This window comes from Cutibacterium nasicola, assembly GCF_051303185.1.
Lineage (GTDB): Bacteria > Actinomycetota > Actinomycetes > Propionibacteriales > Propionibacteriaceae > Cutibacterium.
The window spans coordinates 1-16750 of record NZ_JBPPGE010000008.1 but is presented as its reverse complement, the minus strand read 5'-3'; the positions used below and the strand labels follow the sequence as shown (position 1 = coordinate 16750).

Sequence of the window (16750 nt, the reverse complement as noted above, 5' to 3'; positions counted from 1 at the left end):
TTAAAAAAGGTCAGCGGTTGTACCCCGCCAAATGGCCCGTACTCTCGTGTTATCTCTGCAGTGGCAACTAATCCTTGTAGAAACAGCCATAAGGCGCGATATGACGTGGTTGCTTACCCCATGTTCACAGTGCTCAGTTCGGGCTGGTGGTATCCAGTCTCAGTGGGGCTAAAAGTTGCAGAGTTGAGGCATGATGGACAATTTGAAGGCGGAGGCCGAAGTCTTTCGGTTAGCGGCAACCAGATTCGAGATAGACGAAGAATCGTTGATATCGACGCTGCATTACTTGGGAAACAAGTTGAATGAGCTCGGAGCCAATGTGAATGATGTGGCTGTACAGTTTGGAGTCTCACGCTCTTTCGCGACTCGCATTCTCGAGGAAACTGCAAAGCCTGACGAGATAGCAGCCTGGCGAGCTTCTGCCGTTGCTCATTTGGTCCAGGATGTGTATCACGATATCGACTCTTATCGGAATGGGCTTCTTTGTTGTCAAATTGATGACCTCCTAACTCTCACGATATCTGCAACTCACGTTTCGGAGGAGTTTCGGGCCAGGTACAACAGGAGAGCCAAGGAGCTCAATATATCAATATACTGGATGGAGTCAGAGATATCCTTGCTGGATCTGAAGGATATACTTCCAGAAATTGATAAGATGGCCGTCGGGGACGGTTTCGATGTCAGCGAAGGTGAGATCGCTTCTACCCGGATCACTCTCATCACTGAAGCGCCATCGATCCGCCATGACTCCATTATGAAATGGTACTCATGGTTGGATGTTAGATAGAACAAAATGCCACTATGGCAATAGTGTCGTTGCGTGGATTGGAGTGTGACTTGCGCTGTGTGGGACAAGTGTCTGATTCTATGAGATGATGGGGTCTCGTTAAAAGAACACATCACGTCCTGGGTCCAACCGGGGAACATTCCCGTCTTTCTCGGTGTGTGCCGGGAAAGACCGAAGATGGCAGCGAGTCATATCACCGCACTGCTCGGCATTGCCTCGATGGTCGCGGAGTTCCAGTTTAACGTGTAGCGCTATTGACGGAGCCCATTATATGCTGGGCGCGTGATCAGATCGTTCGGGAGCAAAGACACCGAGCGGGTGTGGCATCGTGAGCGTGTGCCCGCCATGATCCCCGAATCCTCCGGGTGGCATTGCGCAAGCTTCGTCAGGTGGGATCTGCGGAGATGCTCGAAGACCTCCGCGTTCCACCTGGTAACCGACTCGAGGTGCTCAAGGGCGACCGAGCTGGTCAGGACAGCATCAGAATCAATGACCAGTGACGGATTTGTTTCAGATGGACAGACGCCGGACCAGGGGAGGTGGAGATCGTTGACTACTACTGACGAGATCGAGCCGATCCATCCGGGAGAAGTTCTCATGGAGGACTTCATCGAGGGCTTCGGGATCACACAGCACAAGCTCGCTGTGTCGATAGGTGTGCCGCCGCGGCGGATCAACGAGATCGTGCACGGCAAGCGAGGGATCTCAGCGGACACCGCATTGTGACTCGCGAAGTACTTCGGAATCTCGGCGACATTCTGGACCAATGTGCAGAGCCACTACGAGCTCGACCGTGCGGAAGACGCGGCAGCTGAGCAGATCATGCCGCTGCACGTGGCGTGACTGATGTATGTTGCTGGCGTGGGCTCCAGCAGCGCCTCAAACGCAAGCGGTTATTCGTTTTCACATCGGGCTGTGAGACGGTGGCCATGGCAGAGGAAAAGAAGGATGAACGTGCGAATCGATGTGCTTGACGAGCGCATGGCAGATTGTGTCGCCGGGTGGCTTCATAGTCGCGCAGATGTCATGTTGTTCGGAGGGGCGCGTCTGCCTTTCCCGTTGACCGGGAGGGATCTGCTTGCTACGTCTGACGATGGCTGGGTGGTCTTGGCGATGAAGGTCAACGACATGCTGGTGGCGTCTGGTTCCTACAAGCTCTTGGCTAGTGGTCGGGTTCGAATCGGGCGCATTATCGTGGCCCCGGCCTGTCGTGGGCGAGGTCTGGGACGGGCGACGGTCGTTGGACTGATAGAAACGGCAACGAAAGCCGTTGATGCAAGCGTCGTCGAACTCGGCGTATACCAGCACAATACGAATGCCATCAACCTCTACGAGTCGCTGGGCTTTTGCCAAACTCGCGTTGGCGCTACGACCACTATTGATGGAAAACCCTTTACTGGCATCGAGATGGAATACCGCGTGGCATAAGAGGAATGGTGACTGAATCTGGGCGTGGGGTCCGGAATGTGGGCTTGCTGGCACGCTGGGTTCGATCGGTGATCGCGAATATCAGTTGAGGCTCGTCAGCAGGCGGGCTCGCGGGGCAGCTGCATGGTCGTGGGCCTCGATGAGCATCCGTCGCGACCAGGATCTCGGCCACCCCTCTTGTGCCTGGTGAGCGATCCGGTGTCGAACCGGACATGCACGTAGACCGGTAACTACTCACCCGGTGCGACATTGGAGGGTATGGCCATCGCCGTGAGCATCGACTGAGACGCGATCAGTCGCGCCGCGAAACGGCACAGCGTCGCGGAACTGGCCGTGTTTGGTCCTTTGGTGTGGGGAGGGCTCGACGCTGACAGTGACGTCGATTTCTTGGTCGACTTCATTCCTGGCCAGTCGGATCCCTTTGAGGATTTCTGTGGTTTGCGCGACGAGCTGGGGGGATTGTCGATCGTGACGTTGACCTTGTCGTGAAGCGATCGATCCGCAACCTGTACTTTCGTGACTCGGAGCTAGCTTAGCCGGAGACCATCTATGTTGCCGACGTCTAAAGCTCACCTGCGGGACGTGCTGAACTGACTTCGTCATACTGATCCGGAGACTGCTGACGAGGTGCCAGATCTCGGCCGCAGCGTCGGGATTCCCTGCTCGAACGCGACCAATGATCTCGGTCGTCGGTTGGGACTAGTGGTTGCGTGGTCGTGGTGAGCCGACTCTCGCTGGTTTCGTAACTTGGTGGAGCTTTGGTGCGGCGACCTTCCAGCCCGATGGTGATACCACTCTGGTATCATCATCTCGTGGCCATGACGTTGCGGTTGACAGAAGAGGACGAGCGGATTCTCGCGCGTCTTGCCGAGGATGACGGGATCAGTCGTCAGGAGGCGACGATTCGCGCGATCCATGAGGTGGCGGCGCGGAGGGGGCACACGAAGGATGTGGCTGACGCCTCGGCGAGGGCGCGGGCTCGGTATGCCGATGTCCTTGATCGGCTGGGTCGATGACCGTTTTTCTCACGGTTGAGGACCTTATGGCCTTGGTTGAAGACTTGGGGGTTGGTCCCGTACGTGATGTTGGTTTGCTTGAGTCTGCGGCGGCGCGTCCACGCACCTCGCTGTGGGGCGGTGATGCCTATCCAACACTGGGGTCCAAGGCTGCGGCTCTCCTGGACTCTTTGGTGAACAATCATGCGCTGGTGGACGGCAACAAGCGGTTGGGATGGTTGGCGATGGTGGTGTTCTTGGACCTCAATGGCTGGTGGGTGGAAGCTCCGGACGACGATGCATACAACCTCGTCGTCGCCGTGGCGAGTGGTAGGGCTGATCTGGATGAGGCTGCTGCGTCGCTTCGGTCGTGGTGCGTTGATCCCAAAAGACGTTAGTTCTGCCCGGAAGCCGGTGGAATTCCGCTTCAACGTGTAATTGAGTTTCGTTTCACGTTTAGATGGTGTCTGAGCTGGGCTTGGGACCTCTAGCTTGCCTGTAGTGAGTATGTCAACGGTGGTGGCTGATCCTGACGCCAACTGAACCTGTCCGCCCTTGCCCTGTGAATATGAGATTGGGACCGGAGGCGTCGGGTGGTCGTGGAAGTCGGCGCTGCGGTCCGTCAGATCGATGGCGAGGTAGGCGCCGCCCGAGCGGAGCATTGTGCGCACGCTGGTCATGAGGTGCTCGAGGTCGGCGACGTGGTGCATCGTCATGCGGGTGATCACCAGGTCGTACGCGGGGCTGGGGCGAACCCGGCGCCGGCCACGATCTCCAGGACTTCGTGGGTGGCTGAGGGGGTCACCCGCCCATGATGACCGCGGGGGCCTCCCCGCGTCGACCTGGCTTGTCGTCCTGGGTGCGGGCGCGCTCGTCGAACTCGCTGGTCACAGGGAGTGCATCGGCCTCTGGTCGGGCGCGAGGTCCCGGCGGTTGGTGATCTGCTTGCCGAAGGAAAAGCACGAGGCCGCCGCCCCGAAGGGCAGCGGCCTCGCCGAAGATCACGTGATATTAGCGGTTCAAGGTGATGCTGGACGCCTGTGGGCCCTTGGGGCCCTGCTCCACGTCGTACTCAACCTGGTCGCCCTCGTCCAGCGAGCGGTAGCCCGAGGAGTTGATAGCGGAGAAGTGAGCGAAGACGTCGGCGGAGCCGTCGTCGGGCTGGATGAAGCCGTAGCCCTTGTCGGCGTTGAACCATTTAACGGTGCCGGTTGCCATGGTGCAATCCTTCGATTTGTGGAGCGACCGCTTTTCGGCCGCTTCCGGATGTTGCTCTTCACACTTGCCAGAAGGAACTGCTCGGATCCGTGAGAACCCGTCTTGCGTAATGCAAACCAACCCTACTGTCGAACAATGGCTTCAGTCTACATGCCCTGGACCCGCCCGCTGCCCACGGGGCCAGGAAATTGGCTGTGTATTTGGTTCTCAGGTCTATGAGGATGGCTGTATGGCTCAGTAAGAAGACTTTGACGCCAAACCTCGCGCCTTCTACGCGAACTGCTCCGAGGCGGGCTGGTTGCGGGGTCGCCACACCGCCGGGCTGCTGGAATTGGAGGCGACGCGACACTACCTGAGCTTCATTCCGCCCGAGGCCCGAGTCTTGGACATCGGCGGCGCCACGAGTGTTTATGCCAGTTGGTTGGCGGCGCGCGGTCTCGATGTCGTCTTCGTCGGTCCGGTATCCGAGCAGGTGGGCATGGCCGCGTCGCCGCTGCAGACGATGGAGCGGATGCGCGAACTCGACCGCACTGGCGAGATTCGAGAGCGCCTCACCGAGTTGTCGGCGCACATCATGACGGTCGGGATGAATCCGCTGGCCTAGAGCGCGTAGTCCACGATGACGGGAGCGTGGTCACTCATGCGCGGCCGCGCGGCTGATACCCATTTCGGCGCCGACGTGGGTGATTGGACGGGTCTGACAGCGTTGGACCAGACGTCGGCGCCCCAACCGACAGGGGTGCATGAGCGTGAGTGCTCAAGGGTAGGCTCCTTCCAAGGCTGGATGGTTTCGCAACTCCCATCCTGACGAAGGGCGGCCCCTACGTCATCTCCCCAGCGTCAATAACGTCATGCGCCGTAACAGTCAGCCTTCGCTCGCTCAGCGGCGATCAGCTCGTCGAGATGGGCGGTGTCAGTGATGATTGTTCCTCCCGGTTTGAGCGGCTGTCCGGCCGCAGATTGGTGATGCGCTTCTTGATATACCAGTTGTCGGTCGACCAGTCCTCGCGGATGGCGTGGAAGTTGCGGGTGCCCCACTCGGGAATGAGCGCGACGACGGTGACGGCGACCTCTGCACCGTGCTTGCGAGGGGCCTCGGGATGGTGAGCCAGCCCTGGCGACGGTGTCGTCGGAACCGGTGAGAATCTCTCCCAGTGCAGCGCGGTTGACCACGAGGCTGGCGTGGGCACGGACTTGCCCGTGGTGGCGAAGGTCAAGGTGTCGACGGTGTAGTCATGGAGTCACTTCACGCAGCCTCGACACAGGATGAGGCTCGCGGTCGAACTCGATGGTCTGCTGCTTGTGGGCGAGGACTGGTGAGAAGCCCAGACAGTTGTGGACGCGGGTCAGATGATCAATCGACGGGAAGACCCTCATTGTCGCCGGTAGGGCCCCCGTCACGGGAGACCATCAGCGCCTCACGGACTCGCGTCACAGGTCTGACAGCCTGTACAGCTCCAGACCATCCACCACGGGCAGCTCAGCGTCAGTAATGAACCCGCCGGTCCTGCAGCTCGTCAAGAGCGGCCAAGAGCACAGCACGGGTCAGGCTCCGGGTTGCATGTGACCACCGCCGCGTGAGGTCTTGACATCTGTGACTCGGAGGTGGATAGTATCTGTTATCTTTGAAGCGCTTCAAAGTCGTTCTCAATCCCGCGTGCCTACCTCCATGGCGCGCAAGGCCAAAGTTGTCCGGAAGGAAATCATGAAGCGTCGACATGGTCTCGCGGTCGCGAGCCTCGCAACCGCCTTCGCACTCGCCGCCGCTGGATGCGCCGGCGGCAACAAGTCCACCGCCTCGACGGGGTCCGCTTCGGGCGCTGCCTCGGACGTCTCGGTGGCTTTCGTCCCGAAGATCCAGGGCATCCCGTTCTTCGAGGCGATGAACAAGGGCGGTGCTGACGCCGCCAAGGAGTTCGGCTTCAAGTGGGTCTACAGCGGCCCCACTACCGCCGATCCTGCCGCCCAGGGCGACGTCGTCCGTTCTCTCATGCAGCAGAAGGTGGGCGCCCTGATGGTCGCCTCCAACGACCCCGACTCCATGGGGCCCCTGCTCAAGGAGGCGCAGGACAAGGGTATCAAGGTCGGCACCTCCGACACTGACGCTCCCAACTCGGCGCGTGAGGTCTTCGTCACGCAGGCCACTGAGGACGGCATCGGCGCCGCCCTCCTCGAGCAGATCGCCAAGCCCATCAACGGTGAGGGCGAGATCGCCATCGTGTCCTGCGGCCAGACCGCCTCGAACCTGAACGCATGGATCAAGGTCGTCAAGAGCAAGGCTGTCTCGGACTACCCGAAGATCAAGATCGTGGACACGGTGTACGCCGACGAGGACCAGGCCAAGGCAGTGACCATGGCCAAAGACCTCATGAACGCCAACCCCAACCTCAAGGGCATCATCGGCCCCTGCACCACCGCGGCCCCTGGCATCGCTCAGGCTGTCCAGGAGTCCGGCAAGACCGGCAAGGTGTTCACGGTTGGTGTCGGCACGCCCAAGGCCATGCTGCCCTATCTCACTGACGGTTCCTCCAGCGCCTCCGTGCTCTGGAACGTCGAGGATCACGGCTACCTGACCGCCTGGGCCGGCTTCCAGCTAGCCTCGGGCAAGAAGTTTGAGCCCACCCAGGACGTCGGCCGACTCAAGGGCATCAAGTACGACGAGTCGACCAAGACCCTGCTGCTCGGGGAGCCCCTCATCCTGACCAAGGACAATGCGGGCAACTTCAACTACTAGTAATCCCAGGGTGGATTGAGCCACCCAGTTGAACCAATCAGGGTGGGGCGCGGTCCCCGCGCCCCACCCTCACAAGGATATGAGATGGCAGCACCAGTGACGGAGACCACCAAGACGGGCACGCCCGTGCTCGAGATACGCAACATCGATAAACGGTACGGCGGCGTCCACGCCCTCAAGGACGTGAGCTGGAAAGTCTACCCGGGCGAGGTCTGCGGCCTCGCGGGAGAGAACGGCGCCGGCAAGTCGACGCTGATCAAGATGATCAGCGGGGCGGAGTCTCCCGACACGGGGACGGTCCTCATCGACGGCAGTGAGCTGGTCCACGGGAATACGAAAGCTGCGCTCGCGGCGGGCGTCTCGGCCGTCTACCAGGAGCCACAGCTGTTCGCTGACCTGACCGTCGCCGAGAATGTCTTCCTCGGTCGCGAGCTCACCAAGGTGGGGCGTGTTGCGTGGGCCGAGCAGCAGGGGCGTGTGGCCGATCTCCTGGCCCGCCTCAACCTCAGCCCGGACATCATGCACACCCGCGTCGGCGATCTTGCGGTGGGAGAGCAGCAGCTGCTCTCCATCGCCAAGGCCTTCGTCGCCGACGTCCGTCTCCTGATCCTCGACGAGCCCAGCGCCATCCTCACCAACCACGATATTGAACGTCTCTTCGCCACGGTCCGCGGGCTCCGTGAGGAGAACATCGGTGTCATCTACATCTCTCACCGGTTGGACGAGCTCACCGAGATCACCGACCGCGTGACGGTGATGCGCGACGGCGCGATCGTCGGTGACTACCCGACGGGGGAGATGTCGCCCGCGAAGATCGCCACGGCGATGGTGGGGGACAAGTTCCAGGTCGCTGACCGCGGCGAGCGTCCCAGCCACGTGAGCGACGAGGTCATCCTGTCGGTGAAGGACCTTGGCTGCGGAGACCGTCTGCAGTCGGCCAACTTCGAGTTGCACCGCGGTGAGGTCCTCGGCGTGTACGGCCTGATCGGCTCAGGTGCTACCGAGCTCGCCCGCTGCCTCTTTGGCATCTTGCGGCCGGACCACGGCGAGATCGCCGTCGACGGTTTCCCCCGTAGCTTCTCCTCTCCGCGCTGCGCCATGGATGCGGGGATCACCTTGCTGCCGGGCAATCGCAAGACGCAGGGCGTCTTTCTTCCCAAGTCGCTCGCCTTCAATCTTTCGTCGAGCCATCTGCGCTACTTCTCCAAGGGCGGTGTCTTCGACCACAAGCGCGAGACGTCCGTGATGCGGGAGATGATCGATCGTCTCCGCATCAAGGCTCCTGGCCCCGACACCGTGATCGGGGCGCTCTCCGGTGGCAACCAGCAGAAGGTCGTCATGGCACGTCAGCTCGTTGAGGAGGCCAAGATCCTGGTCGCCGAGGAGCCGACGCAGGGCGTCGACGTCGGCGCCAAGGCTGAGATACATCGGCTCATCCTCGACCACGTCGCCGAGGGGCATGCCGCGGTGGTGCTCTCCACAGACCTCGAAGAGATCCGCTTTCTTTGCGATCGCATCATCGTGCTGCGACGAGGCGTGACCGAGCAGGAGCTGCCTGCAGACGTCTCTGCCGCCTGCCTGCTGTCCGCGGCGTCGGGCGAAACTTCGGATGGGGAGGTTGTCACCGGTGAGCACTGACACACAAGCCGTGAGTGGCGTCAAGGCCGCACCGAAGCAGCGCCGTCCCTGGATCGAAGGTCAGGAGATTGTCCTGGTCGGAGTGATCGCAGCCTTGTGGATCATCATGGCGATCGTCACTCCAACCTTTGTCGAGCCCAGCAGCGTCTTCTCCATCTTCTACGGCGTGGCTCCCATCATCGTGATGGGCGTCGCCATGACAGCGATCATGTGCACGGCGGGGATTGACGTCTCTGTGGGCTCCATGCTCGCCGTGGTCATGGTGGTGGTAGGGCGAATGCTGCGTGACCTCCACGTCAGCGCGCCGGTCGCCATCCTCGTCGCGATCATCGTGGGTGCCCTGCTGGGCGCCATCAACGCCGCGCTCATCTCGTTCGGGCGAGTCCCCGCCATGGTCGTGACTTTCGGCACCCTCAACATCTTCCGTTTTGTAGCGCTTCAAATCTTCGGAGACACCCAGCTGGCTGGGGTGCCGAATACGCTCGGCTTCCTCGGAGGTGGTGTCGACGCCTCCTTCCTCGGCATACCGAACGCCATGTGGTTGGCCCTCCTGATCGCCCTGCTCGCGTGGTTCTACATGCGTGACTGGTCAGCAGGCCGCCATATCTATGCCATCGGCAATGACCCCGTCGCCGCCCGACTGGCTGGCGTGAAGGTCCAGCGCCGGGTGTTCGAGCTCTACGTCTTCAGCGGCATCGCCGTCGGCATTGCCGGCGTCATGTTGATCGGCAACGGCGGACTTGTCCAGCAGAACATCGGTACCGGGCTCGAGATGTCTGTCATCGCCGCCTGCGTTATCGGCGGCACGTCGGTCATCGGCGGCCGAGGCACCGTCTTGGGGACCGTGTTGGGAGCCATTCTGGTGTGCAGCGTTCAGGCGGCCGTCACGCACCTGCATCTCCCCAGCCAGCTCACCCAGCTCTTCGTGGGTGTCATCATCATCATTGCGGTCGGGGTTGACCTGGCCCGTCAGGCAAGGAGAAACCGCAAGTGAGCACCACTCCTGCAGACATGGCGGTGGCCACGCAGCCCAAGAAGGAATCGACGGGTGCGCGCTTGCTGCGCATCGCGCTGACTGAGCGCGTCGCGGCGCTGGCGGTCCTGACCGTGATCCTCGTCATCGTGTTCTACCTGCTGGGGAACAACGGCAACCTGTATGCCCCCTTCGACCTTTCCTACATGGCGTCCTCGCTCGAGGCCTTCGTCCCTGTAGCCCTGCTCGCCCTGGCGGAGATGTTCGTCATCACGTCCGGCCGGTCCGGTATCGACCTGTCTGTCGGCGCCATGGTCTCGTTGAGCGGCCTCGTCTTCGGCGCGCTTGTCCAGCACGCTGGCGTGCCGGTCCTCCTCGCGGCCCTCGTGGCGATCATTGTCGGCGGGTTGATGGGTCTGCTGAACGGCGTGCTCGTGGGATACTTCGGCTTCCCACCCCTCATCGCCACGCTGGCGACCTCGTATGCCTTCGCGTCGATTGCCATGGTGGCCAGCGGCCAGGCTCCCATCTCGGGGCCGGTGATCGCCGCCACGCACGAGCTCACCCGCAACCTTTCGCTGTTCGGAGACGTGCAACTGCCGATTCAGGTCCTGAGCTTCCTCCTGCCGGCGATGGTGATCTCATGGTTCATGCTGGAACACACGACGTGGGGACGCTCGCTGCTGGCCATCGGCACCAATGACACGGCCGCTGCGTACGCCGGGCAGAGTATTCGCTGGACGAGGGCCTCCGCCTACATGGCCTCCGGGCTCCTGTCCGGCGTGACAGCTGTCGTCAACGTGGCTCAGTTCGCCTCCGCACGTCCCGATGCCGGCACGAGCGGTAACGGCATGGCGCTGCCTGCCATCACGATCGCGGCGCTCGGTGGCGTCCTGATCTCCGGTGGTCTCGCTCGGGTGAGTGGTGTCATTACCAGCGCGCTGCTGATCACGTGGCTGAACGCGGCCCTCCTGATCTCCTTCCAGGGAAGCCTTGGCCCCCGCACCCAGTTGCTGGCGCTCGGTCTCCTGCTGATCTGCGCCGTCCTGATGAACAGCTACGCCGCGCGCCGGTACGGACTGCGAGCCTGACATGACGGAGGGGAACAACGCGAGCATCTACTCGGTGGCGCAGGCTGCTGGCGCCTCGGTTGGCACAGTCTCGAACGTTATCAACCATCCCGAGCGCGTGAGCCCTGCTCTTCGAACTCGGGTGGAGACTGAGATGGCGCGGCAACGCTATTGGCCGCGACCGGCGGCGCGGGCGCTGGCCCGTCAGCGCTCACGCCTCCTCGGGGTGGTGGTCTTCGACATCTCCAACCCCTTCTTCTCCCACGTGGCCAATCTCATGGACCAAGAGGTCCAGGCGGCGGGCAGCTCACTGATGCTGGCCGGGACCCAGCAGTCCAACCAGGCCGAGCGGGCCGCCTTGGAGAGCATGAGCCGCGCTGGGGTGGATGCCTTCGCCGTGTGTACCTCGGGCGGCAGTTTCGACCTTCTCAACCGCCTCCAGGAGCGAGGTCACCCCGTTCTCCTCTTCGCTCAGCGCAGCGAGGACGAGCGGATCAGAGCGGTCACCGTCGACGACTTTGCGGGCATGGGACTCATTGCCGGCCACGTCGTGGACCGGGGTGCCCATCGGATCTGCTTCGTCGAGGAGCCCGTTCACGCGGTCCAACACCGCGATCGCTGGGCGGGGTTCGTGGCCGCTCTGGACAGCCGCGGCCTGGATCCGGACCAGGTGCGCCGGGTGCCCGCGGCCGGCCCGACGTGGGACGGCGGTTTCCGGGTCGTGAGCGAGATCCTCGCGCAGCCTCGGTCCACGTGGCCGGACTGCATCGTGTGCCTGAATGACTACACCGCCATCGGTGCATGCCGGGCGGTCCGCGGCGCGGGACTGGTGGTCGGCCGGGACATCCTCGTCACCGGCTATGACGACATTCCCTACGGTGCGGTTCTCGACGTGCCGCTGACGACCATCCGTCAGCCCTTTGGTGAGATGAGTGCTCACCTCACCACCCAGTTGCTCGAGGCAGCCGAACGCAGCGATGTCGCGGTGGAAGGCCGCCTGTTCACACCCGAGCTCATGATCCGTGAGTCGGCATAACCATGAAAGGAACACCCATGCAGAACGTCGACGCCTGGCGCGAGGAGATCCGCAAGGAGTACCTGACTGCCAAGAAGGAGGACCCGGCTCGTTTCGAGCCGCGGTTGAACATGTCCTGGTCCAACTGGGGATTCGGTCTGGAAGACCTGGATGACTCGTGCGCGCGGCTCAGCGCCAATGGGCTGGAGTACATCGAGCTGCACGGCAATCACTATGGCGACGACCTCGGCTATCAGGTTGAGGAGACCAAGGCCGTCCTGGAGCGTCATGGCCTCAAGACCTCCGGTGTATGCGGAATGTTCTCCGAGGACAACGACCTGGCGTCGAACCGTCCCATCCAGCAGCAGGAGGCCATCGGCTACATCCGTCGCGAAGCCCGGTTCACAGCCGCCATGGGTGGCCACTACCTGCTGGTTGTGCCGGGGGCCGTGGGTCGCTCCCAGGCCTACGACGCCTACGAGGTCGAGCGCAGTTATCGCGCGCTGCGTCTCGCTGCCGGTGTCTTCACCGAGACCGGCGTCAAGGCTGCCATCGAGCCCATCCGGGCGGCTGAGGTCTCCATCGTCCACACGGTGCAGGAGGCCGTCGAGTACATCGAGCGGGTAGACCACCCCGGCGTTGCTCACATCAACGGTGACGTTTACCACATGCAGGTCGAGGAGCCCAACATTCCCCGCGCTATCCTGGAGGCGGGCGAACGGCTGGTGAACCTGCACCTGGCGGACTCGAACCGTCGTGCTCTGGGGGAGGGGTCCATGGACGTCGACACCATGATCATGGCGCTCTATCTCATCGGGCACAACGCGCCCGGCCGGTTCGTCACTCCGGAGCCGCTCGGTCCCGGGGCTGGTCCCTACCCGGCGCGCAACGGCATGCCCGACCCGAAGGCGCTCGACGCGCTCGTCGGGCAGACTGTGGGCTACTTCCGTGAGCGTGAGAATGCCGTCCGTGCCATGACCGAGGAGAACTGACATGCTGAGGTTGACGGAGCTCTCGCCCGACGTCCAGGCTGCGGTGGCCCAGACCCGGGAGCGCGTTGTGGCGTTGCACGCCGAGCTGCCGCGCTGGGGCCTAGTGGTCTGGACCGCCGGCAACGTGTCGGAGCGTGTTCCCGGGGCCGACCTCTTCGTGATCAAGCCCTCAGGCGTGACCTACGACCAGCTAACGCCGGAGGCAATGGTCGTCTGTACCCTGGACGGGGCGAAGATCGACGACGGAACTGCAGCATCGCTGAAGCCGTCGTCGGACACGGCGGCCCACGCCTACGTCTACCGGCACATGCCCGAGGTCGGAGGTGTCGTCCACACTCACTCCACCTATGCCACTGCCTTTGCAGCCCGCCGTCAGCCGATCCCCTGCGTCCTGACCATGTGCGGTGACGAGTTCGGGGGAGAAGTCCCGATCGGCCCGCTCGCGATCATCGGCGACGATTCGATCGGTCAAGGAATCGTGGGGACTCTGCGTGGCAGCAGGTCGCCGGCGGTCCTCATGGCCCAGCACGGACCTTTCACCGTCGGCAAGGACGGCACAGCCGCGGTCAAGGCTGCGGTCATGGTGGAGGAGGTCGCCCGCACGGTTCACGCGGCGCTCCAGCTCGGGCCGGTCGAATCCCTGCCCGACGAGATGGTCGACCGGCTCTGGGAGCGGTACCAGAACGTGTACGGCCAGCACTGATCCAGTCAATGCACAACGAGAGGTAACCCCCATGAAGGCACGCTACCCCGACGAGCGGCGAGACGCCCTGGCCGAAGGGCGCACGGCGTTGGGCATCGAGCTCGGTTCGACCCGCATCAAGGCCGTCCTGGTCGACGATCATGGGGCTCCCGTCGCAACCGCGACCTCCTCCTGGGAGAACCATCTCGTTGACGGGGTGTGGTCCTACGAGATGAGTGACGCATGGCACGGGATCCAACAGTGCGTGGCAGGAGTTCTCGCGACGGTGAGGACCGAGTACGGCTTGGAGCTGAATCGCCTGGGGTCTATGGGTGTCTCAGGCATGATGCACGGGTATCTGCCGTTCGACAGCGCGGGCAATCAGTTGGTGCCCTTCCGTACCTGGCGCAACACCAACACCGGCTCTGCCGTGTCCGAGCTGTCGGCCCTGCTTGGCGTAAACATTCCGCATCGCTGGAGCGTGGCACACCTGTACCAGGCGGTGATGGACGGCGAGGAGCACGTCTCCCGCGTCGACTTCCTGACCACCTTGTCCGGCTATGTGCACTGGCGTCTGACGGGGGAGCGGATCCTCGGCATCGGCGACTCCAGCGGCATGTTCCCGATCGACGATGCCACCCGCGATTACGACGAGCGGCTCCTGTCCATCTTCGAGGAGCGTCTGGAGGAGCGAGGAGTTCCGCTGCGGCTGCGCGACGTGCTCCCACGTGTTGGCCTGGCCGGTCAGCCTGCCGGGTCTCTCACTGCCGAGGGGGCTGCGCTGCTGGACCCGAGCGGCACAATCCAGCCGGGCGTACCGCTGTGCTCTCCAGAAGGTGATGCTGGGACCGGAATGGTGGCGACCAATGCCGTCGCGCCGCGCACGGGCAACATCTCCGCGGGGACGAGCCTCTTCGCCATGGCGGTTCTCGAGCACCCCCTGAGTGCACCTCACCGCGAGCTGGACATGGTCACCACGCCTGCCGGAGATGTGGTTGCCATGGTGCACTGCAACAACGGCACCTCCGACATCGACGAGTGGGTGGGGCTGTTCAGCGAGTTCGCGAAGGCCGCTGGCGTGGATGTGCCTCCCGACGACCTCTACGGTATCCTTTACCGCTCCGCGCTGGAGGCGCCAGGTGACGCGGGCGGTATCGTGACCTACAACTACGTCGCGGGGGAGCCCATCACCGACACGACGGCAGGGCGCCCGCTGCTGATGCGGCTGCCCGACGCTCCCTTGCACCTGGCTCCTCTGATGCGGGCCCACTTGATGAGCATCATGTCCACCTTGCGACTGGGGATGGAGATCCTCTTCGAGGAGGGTGTCGAGATCGACTGCTGGGTGGGGCACGGCGGCCTCTTCCGGACCCCTAGTGTGGGACAACGCCTGATGGCAGCCGCGCTGGAGGCGCCCGTCGCCGTCGGGACGAATGCAGGCGAGGGTGGGCCGTGGGGCATGGCATTGCTCGCGCTCTACGGCGTGGCCGGGCGGGGCAGGCGGCTGGCCGATTTCTTGGACGAGGTCGTCTTTGTCGGCGGCGCGTTTGAGTCGGTTTACCCGGTCGCCGAGGACGTCGCCGGTTTCCGCTGTTTCCTAGAGCGGTACCGTCGCGGCCTCCTGGTGGAGAGAGCCGCGGTGGAGGCACTGCCCGACTAAGGTGGGGCCGCGACCACGACCGTCGACTTCTGGTTCGATCCCACCTGCCTCTTCGCCTGGGTGAACTCCCGCTGGATGCTGGAGGTCGAGGGTGCCCGCGACGTCGGTCAAGTCCCTCGTAGTGGTGTAGCGGTGTGTTCCTTCGCTTGGGCGGGTCAGGTAGTAGGTGCGGGCAGATCATCAGCTCCGATCTCGGCTTCGGTGGTGGGCACGACATTGATGCGGCAACGGGCCAGGGCTTCGAGTCGAGGTGACCGACCGGACTCCAGACAGGCCGCGGGCGGACCAAGTCTGCGAAGAACTCGTTCCACGCCGCACCGGTCTCGTTGGTGACCACCTGCATACCGAAGACCTCACGGTGAACGGTCCTGCCGCATTGAGCGGTCGGTGGCGGAACTGCTCGACGTGTTCGTCCGGGTCGGCTGCCATTCGGGACACCTAGGTGTAATCGCCGGACAGGTTAGGTACGCGGTCGGCGGGTGATTTGCCTTTGAGCGCGGTGTGTCCGCGGTGGTGATTGTAGTGGTGCAGCCAGCCGGGGAGTTCGGCCAGGCGGTCGGTCTCGCTGGCGTAGGGCCGTGCGTAGGCCCACTCGGCGACCAGGGTCCTGTTGAACCGCTCGACCTTGCCGTTGGTCTTGGGCGTGTAGGGCCGGGTGTACTTGTGCGTGATGTGGGTGTCTTTGAGTGCCTTGTTGAAGGCTTTGGACCGGTAGCAGGAGCCGTTGTCGGTCAGGACCCGCTTGACGGTGATGGCCTGGCTGGCGAACCAGGCCTGGGCCCTGGTCCACAACCCGGCGGCGGTGTCCTTGCGCTCATCGCTGAGGACCTCGACGTAGGCCAGGCGGGAGTGGTCGTCGACGGCGTTGTGGATGTAGTGATACCCACCCCCGCTGGCGGATCGGCCACGGTTGCGTACTCCTTGGGCGCGTCCGACCATGCGGTGGCCGCCGCCGTCGGGGATCCGGCCCAGCTTCTTGATGTCGAGGTGGACCAGTGAACCGGGGGTGTCGTGTTCGTAGCGGACGGGTGTGGGTTGGGCGCGTAGCCGGGCGCCGGTGGCCTTGTCGATCCAGGTCAGGGGTGGGCATCCGTAGCGTTGCAGGATCTTGCCGACGGTCGAGACGCTGAGGTGTTGGTGGCGTAGGTGGTAGGCGATGCGTGCTGGGCCCCACTGGTGGGTGATGCGCAATCCCACCACCCGTCGTTGCGTGCGACGGCAGACCCGTCGGGGCTGGTGGTGGGGTCGGCTGGAGTGATCACGCATTCCGGCCGGCCCGTGGGCGCGGTAGCGCTGTGCCCAGCGTTGGGCCGTGGTGACGCTGACGTTGAAGCGTTCGGCGGCCCGACGCAGGGGCCAGCCATCCTCGACGATGCAGCAGGCCAGGCGCAAACGTCCGGTTTCGGACAACGGGGCATTACGGTGGGTCATGAGGGCCTCTTGGGAGTCGTGCTTTGTGTGGTAGCAACACACTTCACCCAGAGGCCCTCGCCCGTGTCCAGCCAGAGCTGTCTCTGACCAGCCCGATGTACCTAACCTGTGTGGTGGTTACACCTAG

The 16750-nt window shown here is 63.2% G+C and carries 19 protein-coding genes and 1 pseudogene; 16 read left to right on the top strand and 4 right to left on the bottom strand.

All coding sequences use genetic code 11. The annotated features are described in order from the left end of the window. The first annotated feature begins 190 nt into the window (after nt 1–190). The 7 genes from ACSJJT_RS11800 (at nt 191) to ACSJJT_RS11770 (ending at nt 3608) form a co-directional block, all read left to right on the top strand. The gene (locus ACSJJT_RS11800) at nt 191–787 is read left to right on the top strand and encodes a hypothetical protein (protein ID WP_435918462.1); all 597 of its coding nucleotides are present in this window, start codon (nt 191–193) and stop codon (nt 785–787) included. 404 nt (nt 788–1191) lie between these two features. After that, the gene (locus ACSJJT_RS11795) at nt 1192–1287 is read left to right on the top strand and encodes a hypothetical protein (RefSeq protein ID WP_435918490.1); all 96 of its coding nucleotides are present in this window, start codon (nt 1192–1194) and stop codon (nt 1285–1287) included. 49 nt (nt 1288–1336) lie between these two features. Continuing rightward, on the top strand, nt 1337–1513 hold the full coding sequence (locus tag ACSJJT_RS11790; protein WP_323457809.1) for a HigA family addiction module antitoxin: 177 nt from the start codon (nt 1337–1339) through the stop codon (nt 1511–1513). Between the two features lie 222 nt (nt 1514–1735). Further along, nucleotides 1736–2215, top strand: a complete 480-nt coding sequence (locus ACSJJT_RS11785) for a GNAT family N-acetyltransferase (RefSeq protein ID WP_023035070.1) — start codon at nt 1736–1738, stop codon at nt 2213–2215. Nucleotides 2216–2548: 333 nt separating this feature from the next. Continuing rightward, entirely contained in the window at nt 2549–2704 is a 156-nt protein-coding gene (locus ACSJJT_RS11780) for a hypothetical protein (RefSeq protein WP_435918461.1), read from the top strand. Nucleotides 2705–3033: 329 nt separating this feature from the next. Next, nucleotides 3034–3231 (top strand): CopG family transcriptional regulator, encoded by a 198-nt coding sequence (locus tag ACSJJT_RS11775; protein ID WP_435918489.1) that lies wholly within the window; start codon nt 3034–3036, stop codon nt 3229–3231. Continuing rightward, entirely contained in the window at nt 3228–3608 is a 381-nt protein-coding gene (locus tag ACSJJT_RS11770) for a type II toxin-antitoxin system death-on-curing family toxin (RefSeq protein ID WP_435918460.1), read from the top strand. Before ACSJJT_RS11775 ends, ACSJJT_RS11770 begins: the two co-directional genes overlap by 4 nt. A 613-nt stretch (nt 3609–4221) precedes the next feature. Here the strand turns inward: ACSJJT_RS11770 and ACSJJT_RS11765 are convergent. Further along, on the bottom strand, nt 4222–4428 hold the full coding sequence (locus ACSJJT_RS11765) for a cold-shock protein (RefSeq protein WP_435918459.1): 207 nt from the start codon (nt 4426–4428) through the stop codon (nt 4222–4224). A gap of 298 nt (nt 4429–4726) precedes the next feature. Here ACSJJT_RS11765 and ACSJJT_RS11760 point away from each other — a divergent pair, with 298 nt between their 5' ends. Beyond that, nucleotides 4727–5032 (top strand): class I SAM-dependent methyltransferase, encoded by a 306-nt coding sequence (locus ACSJJT_RS11760; RefSeq protein WP_435918458.1) that lies wholly within the window; start codon nt 4727–4729, stop codon nt 5030–5032. Nucleotides 5033–5318: 286 nt separating this feature from the next. Here ACSJJT_RS11760 and ACSJJT_RS11755 read toward each other — a convergent pair whose 3' ends face one another. Next, a complete protein-coding gene (locus tag ACSJJT_RS11755) occupies nt 5319–5645 on the bottom strand; it encodes a DCL family protein (protein WP_435918457.1) in 327 nt (108 codons plus the stop codon). 488 nt (nt 5646–6133) lie between these two features. Between ACSJJT_RS11755 and ACSJJT_RS11750 the strand changes: the two genes are divergently transcribed. The 8 genes from ACSJJT_RS11750 (at nt 6134) to ACSJJT_RS11715 (ending at nt 15192) form a co-directional block, all read left to right on the top strand. Continuing rightward, on the top strand, nt 6134–7162 hold the full coding sequence (locus ACSJJT_RS11750; RefSeq protein ID WP_435918456.1) for an autoinducer 2 ABC transporter substrate-binding protein: 1029 nt from the start codon (nt 6134–6136) through the stop codon (nt 7160–7162). An 84-nt stretch (nt 7163–7246) separates the two neighbouring features. Continuing rightward, entirely contained in the window at nt 7247–8800 is a 1554-nt protein-coding gene (locus ACSJJT_RS11745) for a sugar ABC transporter ATP-binding protein (RefSeq protein ID WP_435918455.1), read from the top strand. Next, nucleotides 8790–9794 (top strand): ABC transporter permease, encoded by a 1005-nt coding sequence (locus tag ACSJJT_RS11740; RefSeq protein WP_435918454.1) that lies wholly within the window; start codon nt 8790–8792, stop codon nt 9792–9794. The genes ACSJJT_RS11745 and ACSJJT_RS11740 overlap by 11 nt, the downstream gene beginning before the upstream one ends. Then, the gene (locus ACSJJT_RS11735) at nt 9791–10864 is read left to right on the top strand and encodes an ABC transporter permease (protein WP_435918453.1); all 1074 of its coding nucleotides are present in this window, start codon (nt 9791–9793) and stop codon (nt 10862–10864) included. The genes ACSJJT_RS11740 and ACSJJT_RS11735 overlap by 4 nt, the downstream gene beginning before the upstream one ends. A gap of 1 nt (nt 10865) precedes the next feature. Then, on the top strand, nt 10866–11879 hold the full coding sequence (locus ACSJJT_RS11730; RefSeq protein WP_323462599.1) for a LacI family DNA-binding transcriptional regulator: 1014 nt from the start codon (nt 10866–10868) through the stop codon (nt 11877–11879). 17 nt (nt 11880–11896) lie between these two features. Beyond that, nucleotides 11897–12850 carry a sugar phosphate isomerase/epimerase family protein gene (locus ACSJJT_RS11725; protein ID WP_435918452.1) on the top strand — a complete coding sequence of 318 codons (954 nt, stop codon included), beginning with the start codon at nt 11897–11899 and terminating at the stop codon, nt 12848–12850. A 1-nt stretch (nt 12851) separates the two neighbouring features. After that, complete coding sequence (locus tag ACSJJT_RS11720) at nt 12852–13553, top strand: L-ribulose-5-phosphate 4-epimerase (RefSeq protein ID WP_323462601.1); 702 nt, start codon at nt 12852–12854, stop codon at nt 13551–13553. A 31-nt stretch (nt 13554–13584) separates the two neighbouring features. After that, the gene (locus tag ACSJJT_RS11715) at nt 13585–15192 is read left to right on the top strand and encodes a xylulokinase (RefSeq protein WP_435918451.1); all 1608 of its coding nucleotides are present in this window, start codon (nt 13585–13587) and stop codon (nt 15190–15192) included. Nucleotides 15193–15393: 201 nt separating this feature from the next. Here the strand turns inward: ACSJJT_RS11715 and ACSJJT_RS11710 are convergent. Next, a pseudogene (locus ACSJJT_RS11710) lies at nt 15394–15630 on the bottom strand (transposase); the annotation flags it as partial. Then, nucleotides 15631–16623, bottom strand: coding sequence for an IS481 family transposase (locus ACSJJT_RS11705; RefSeq protein WP_435916977.1), 993 nt, complete (start codon nt 16621–16623; stop codon nt 15631–15633). Between the last annotated feature and the right edge of the window lie 127 nt (nt 16624–16750).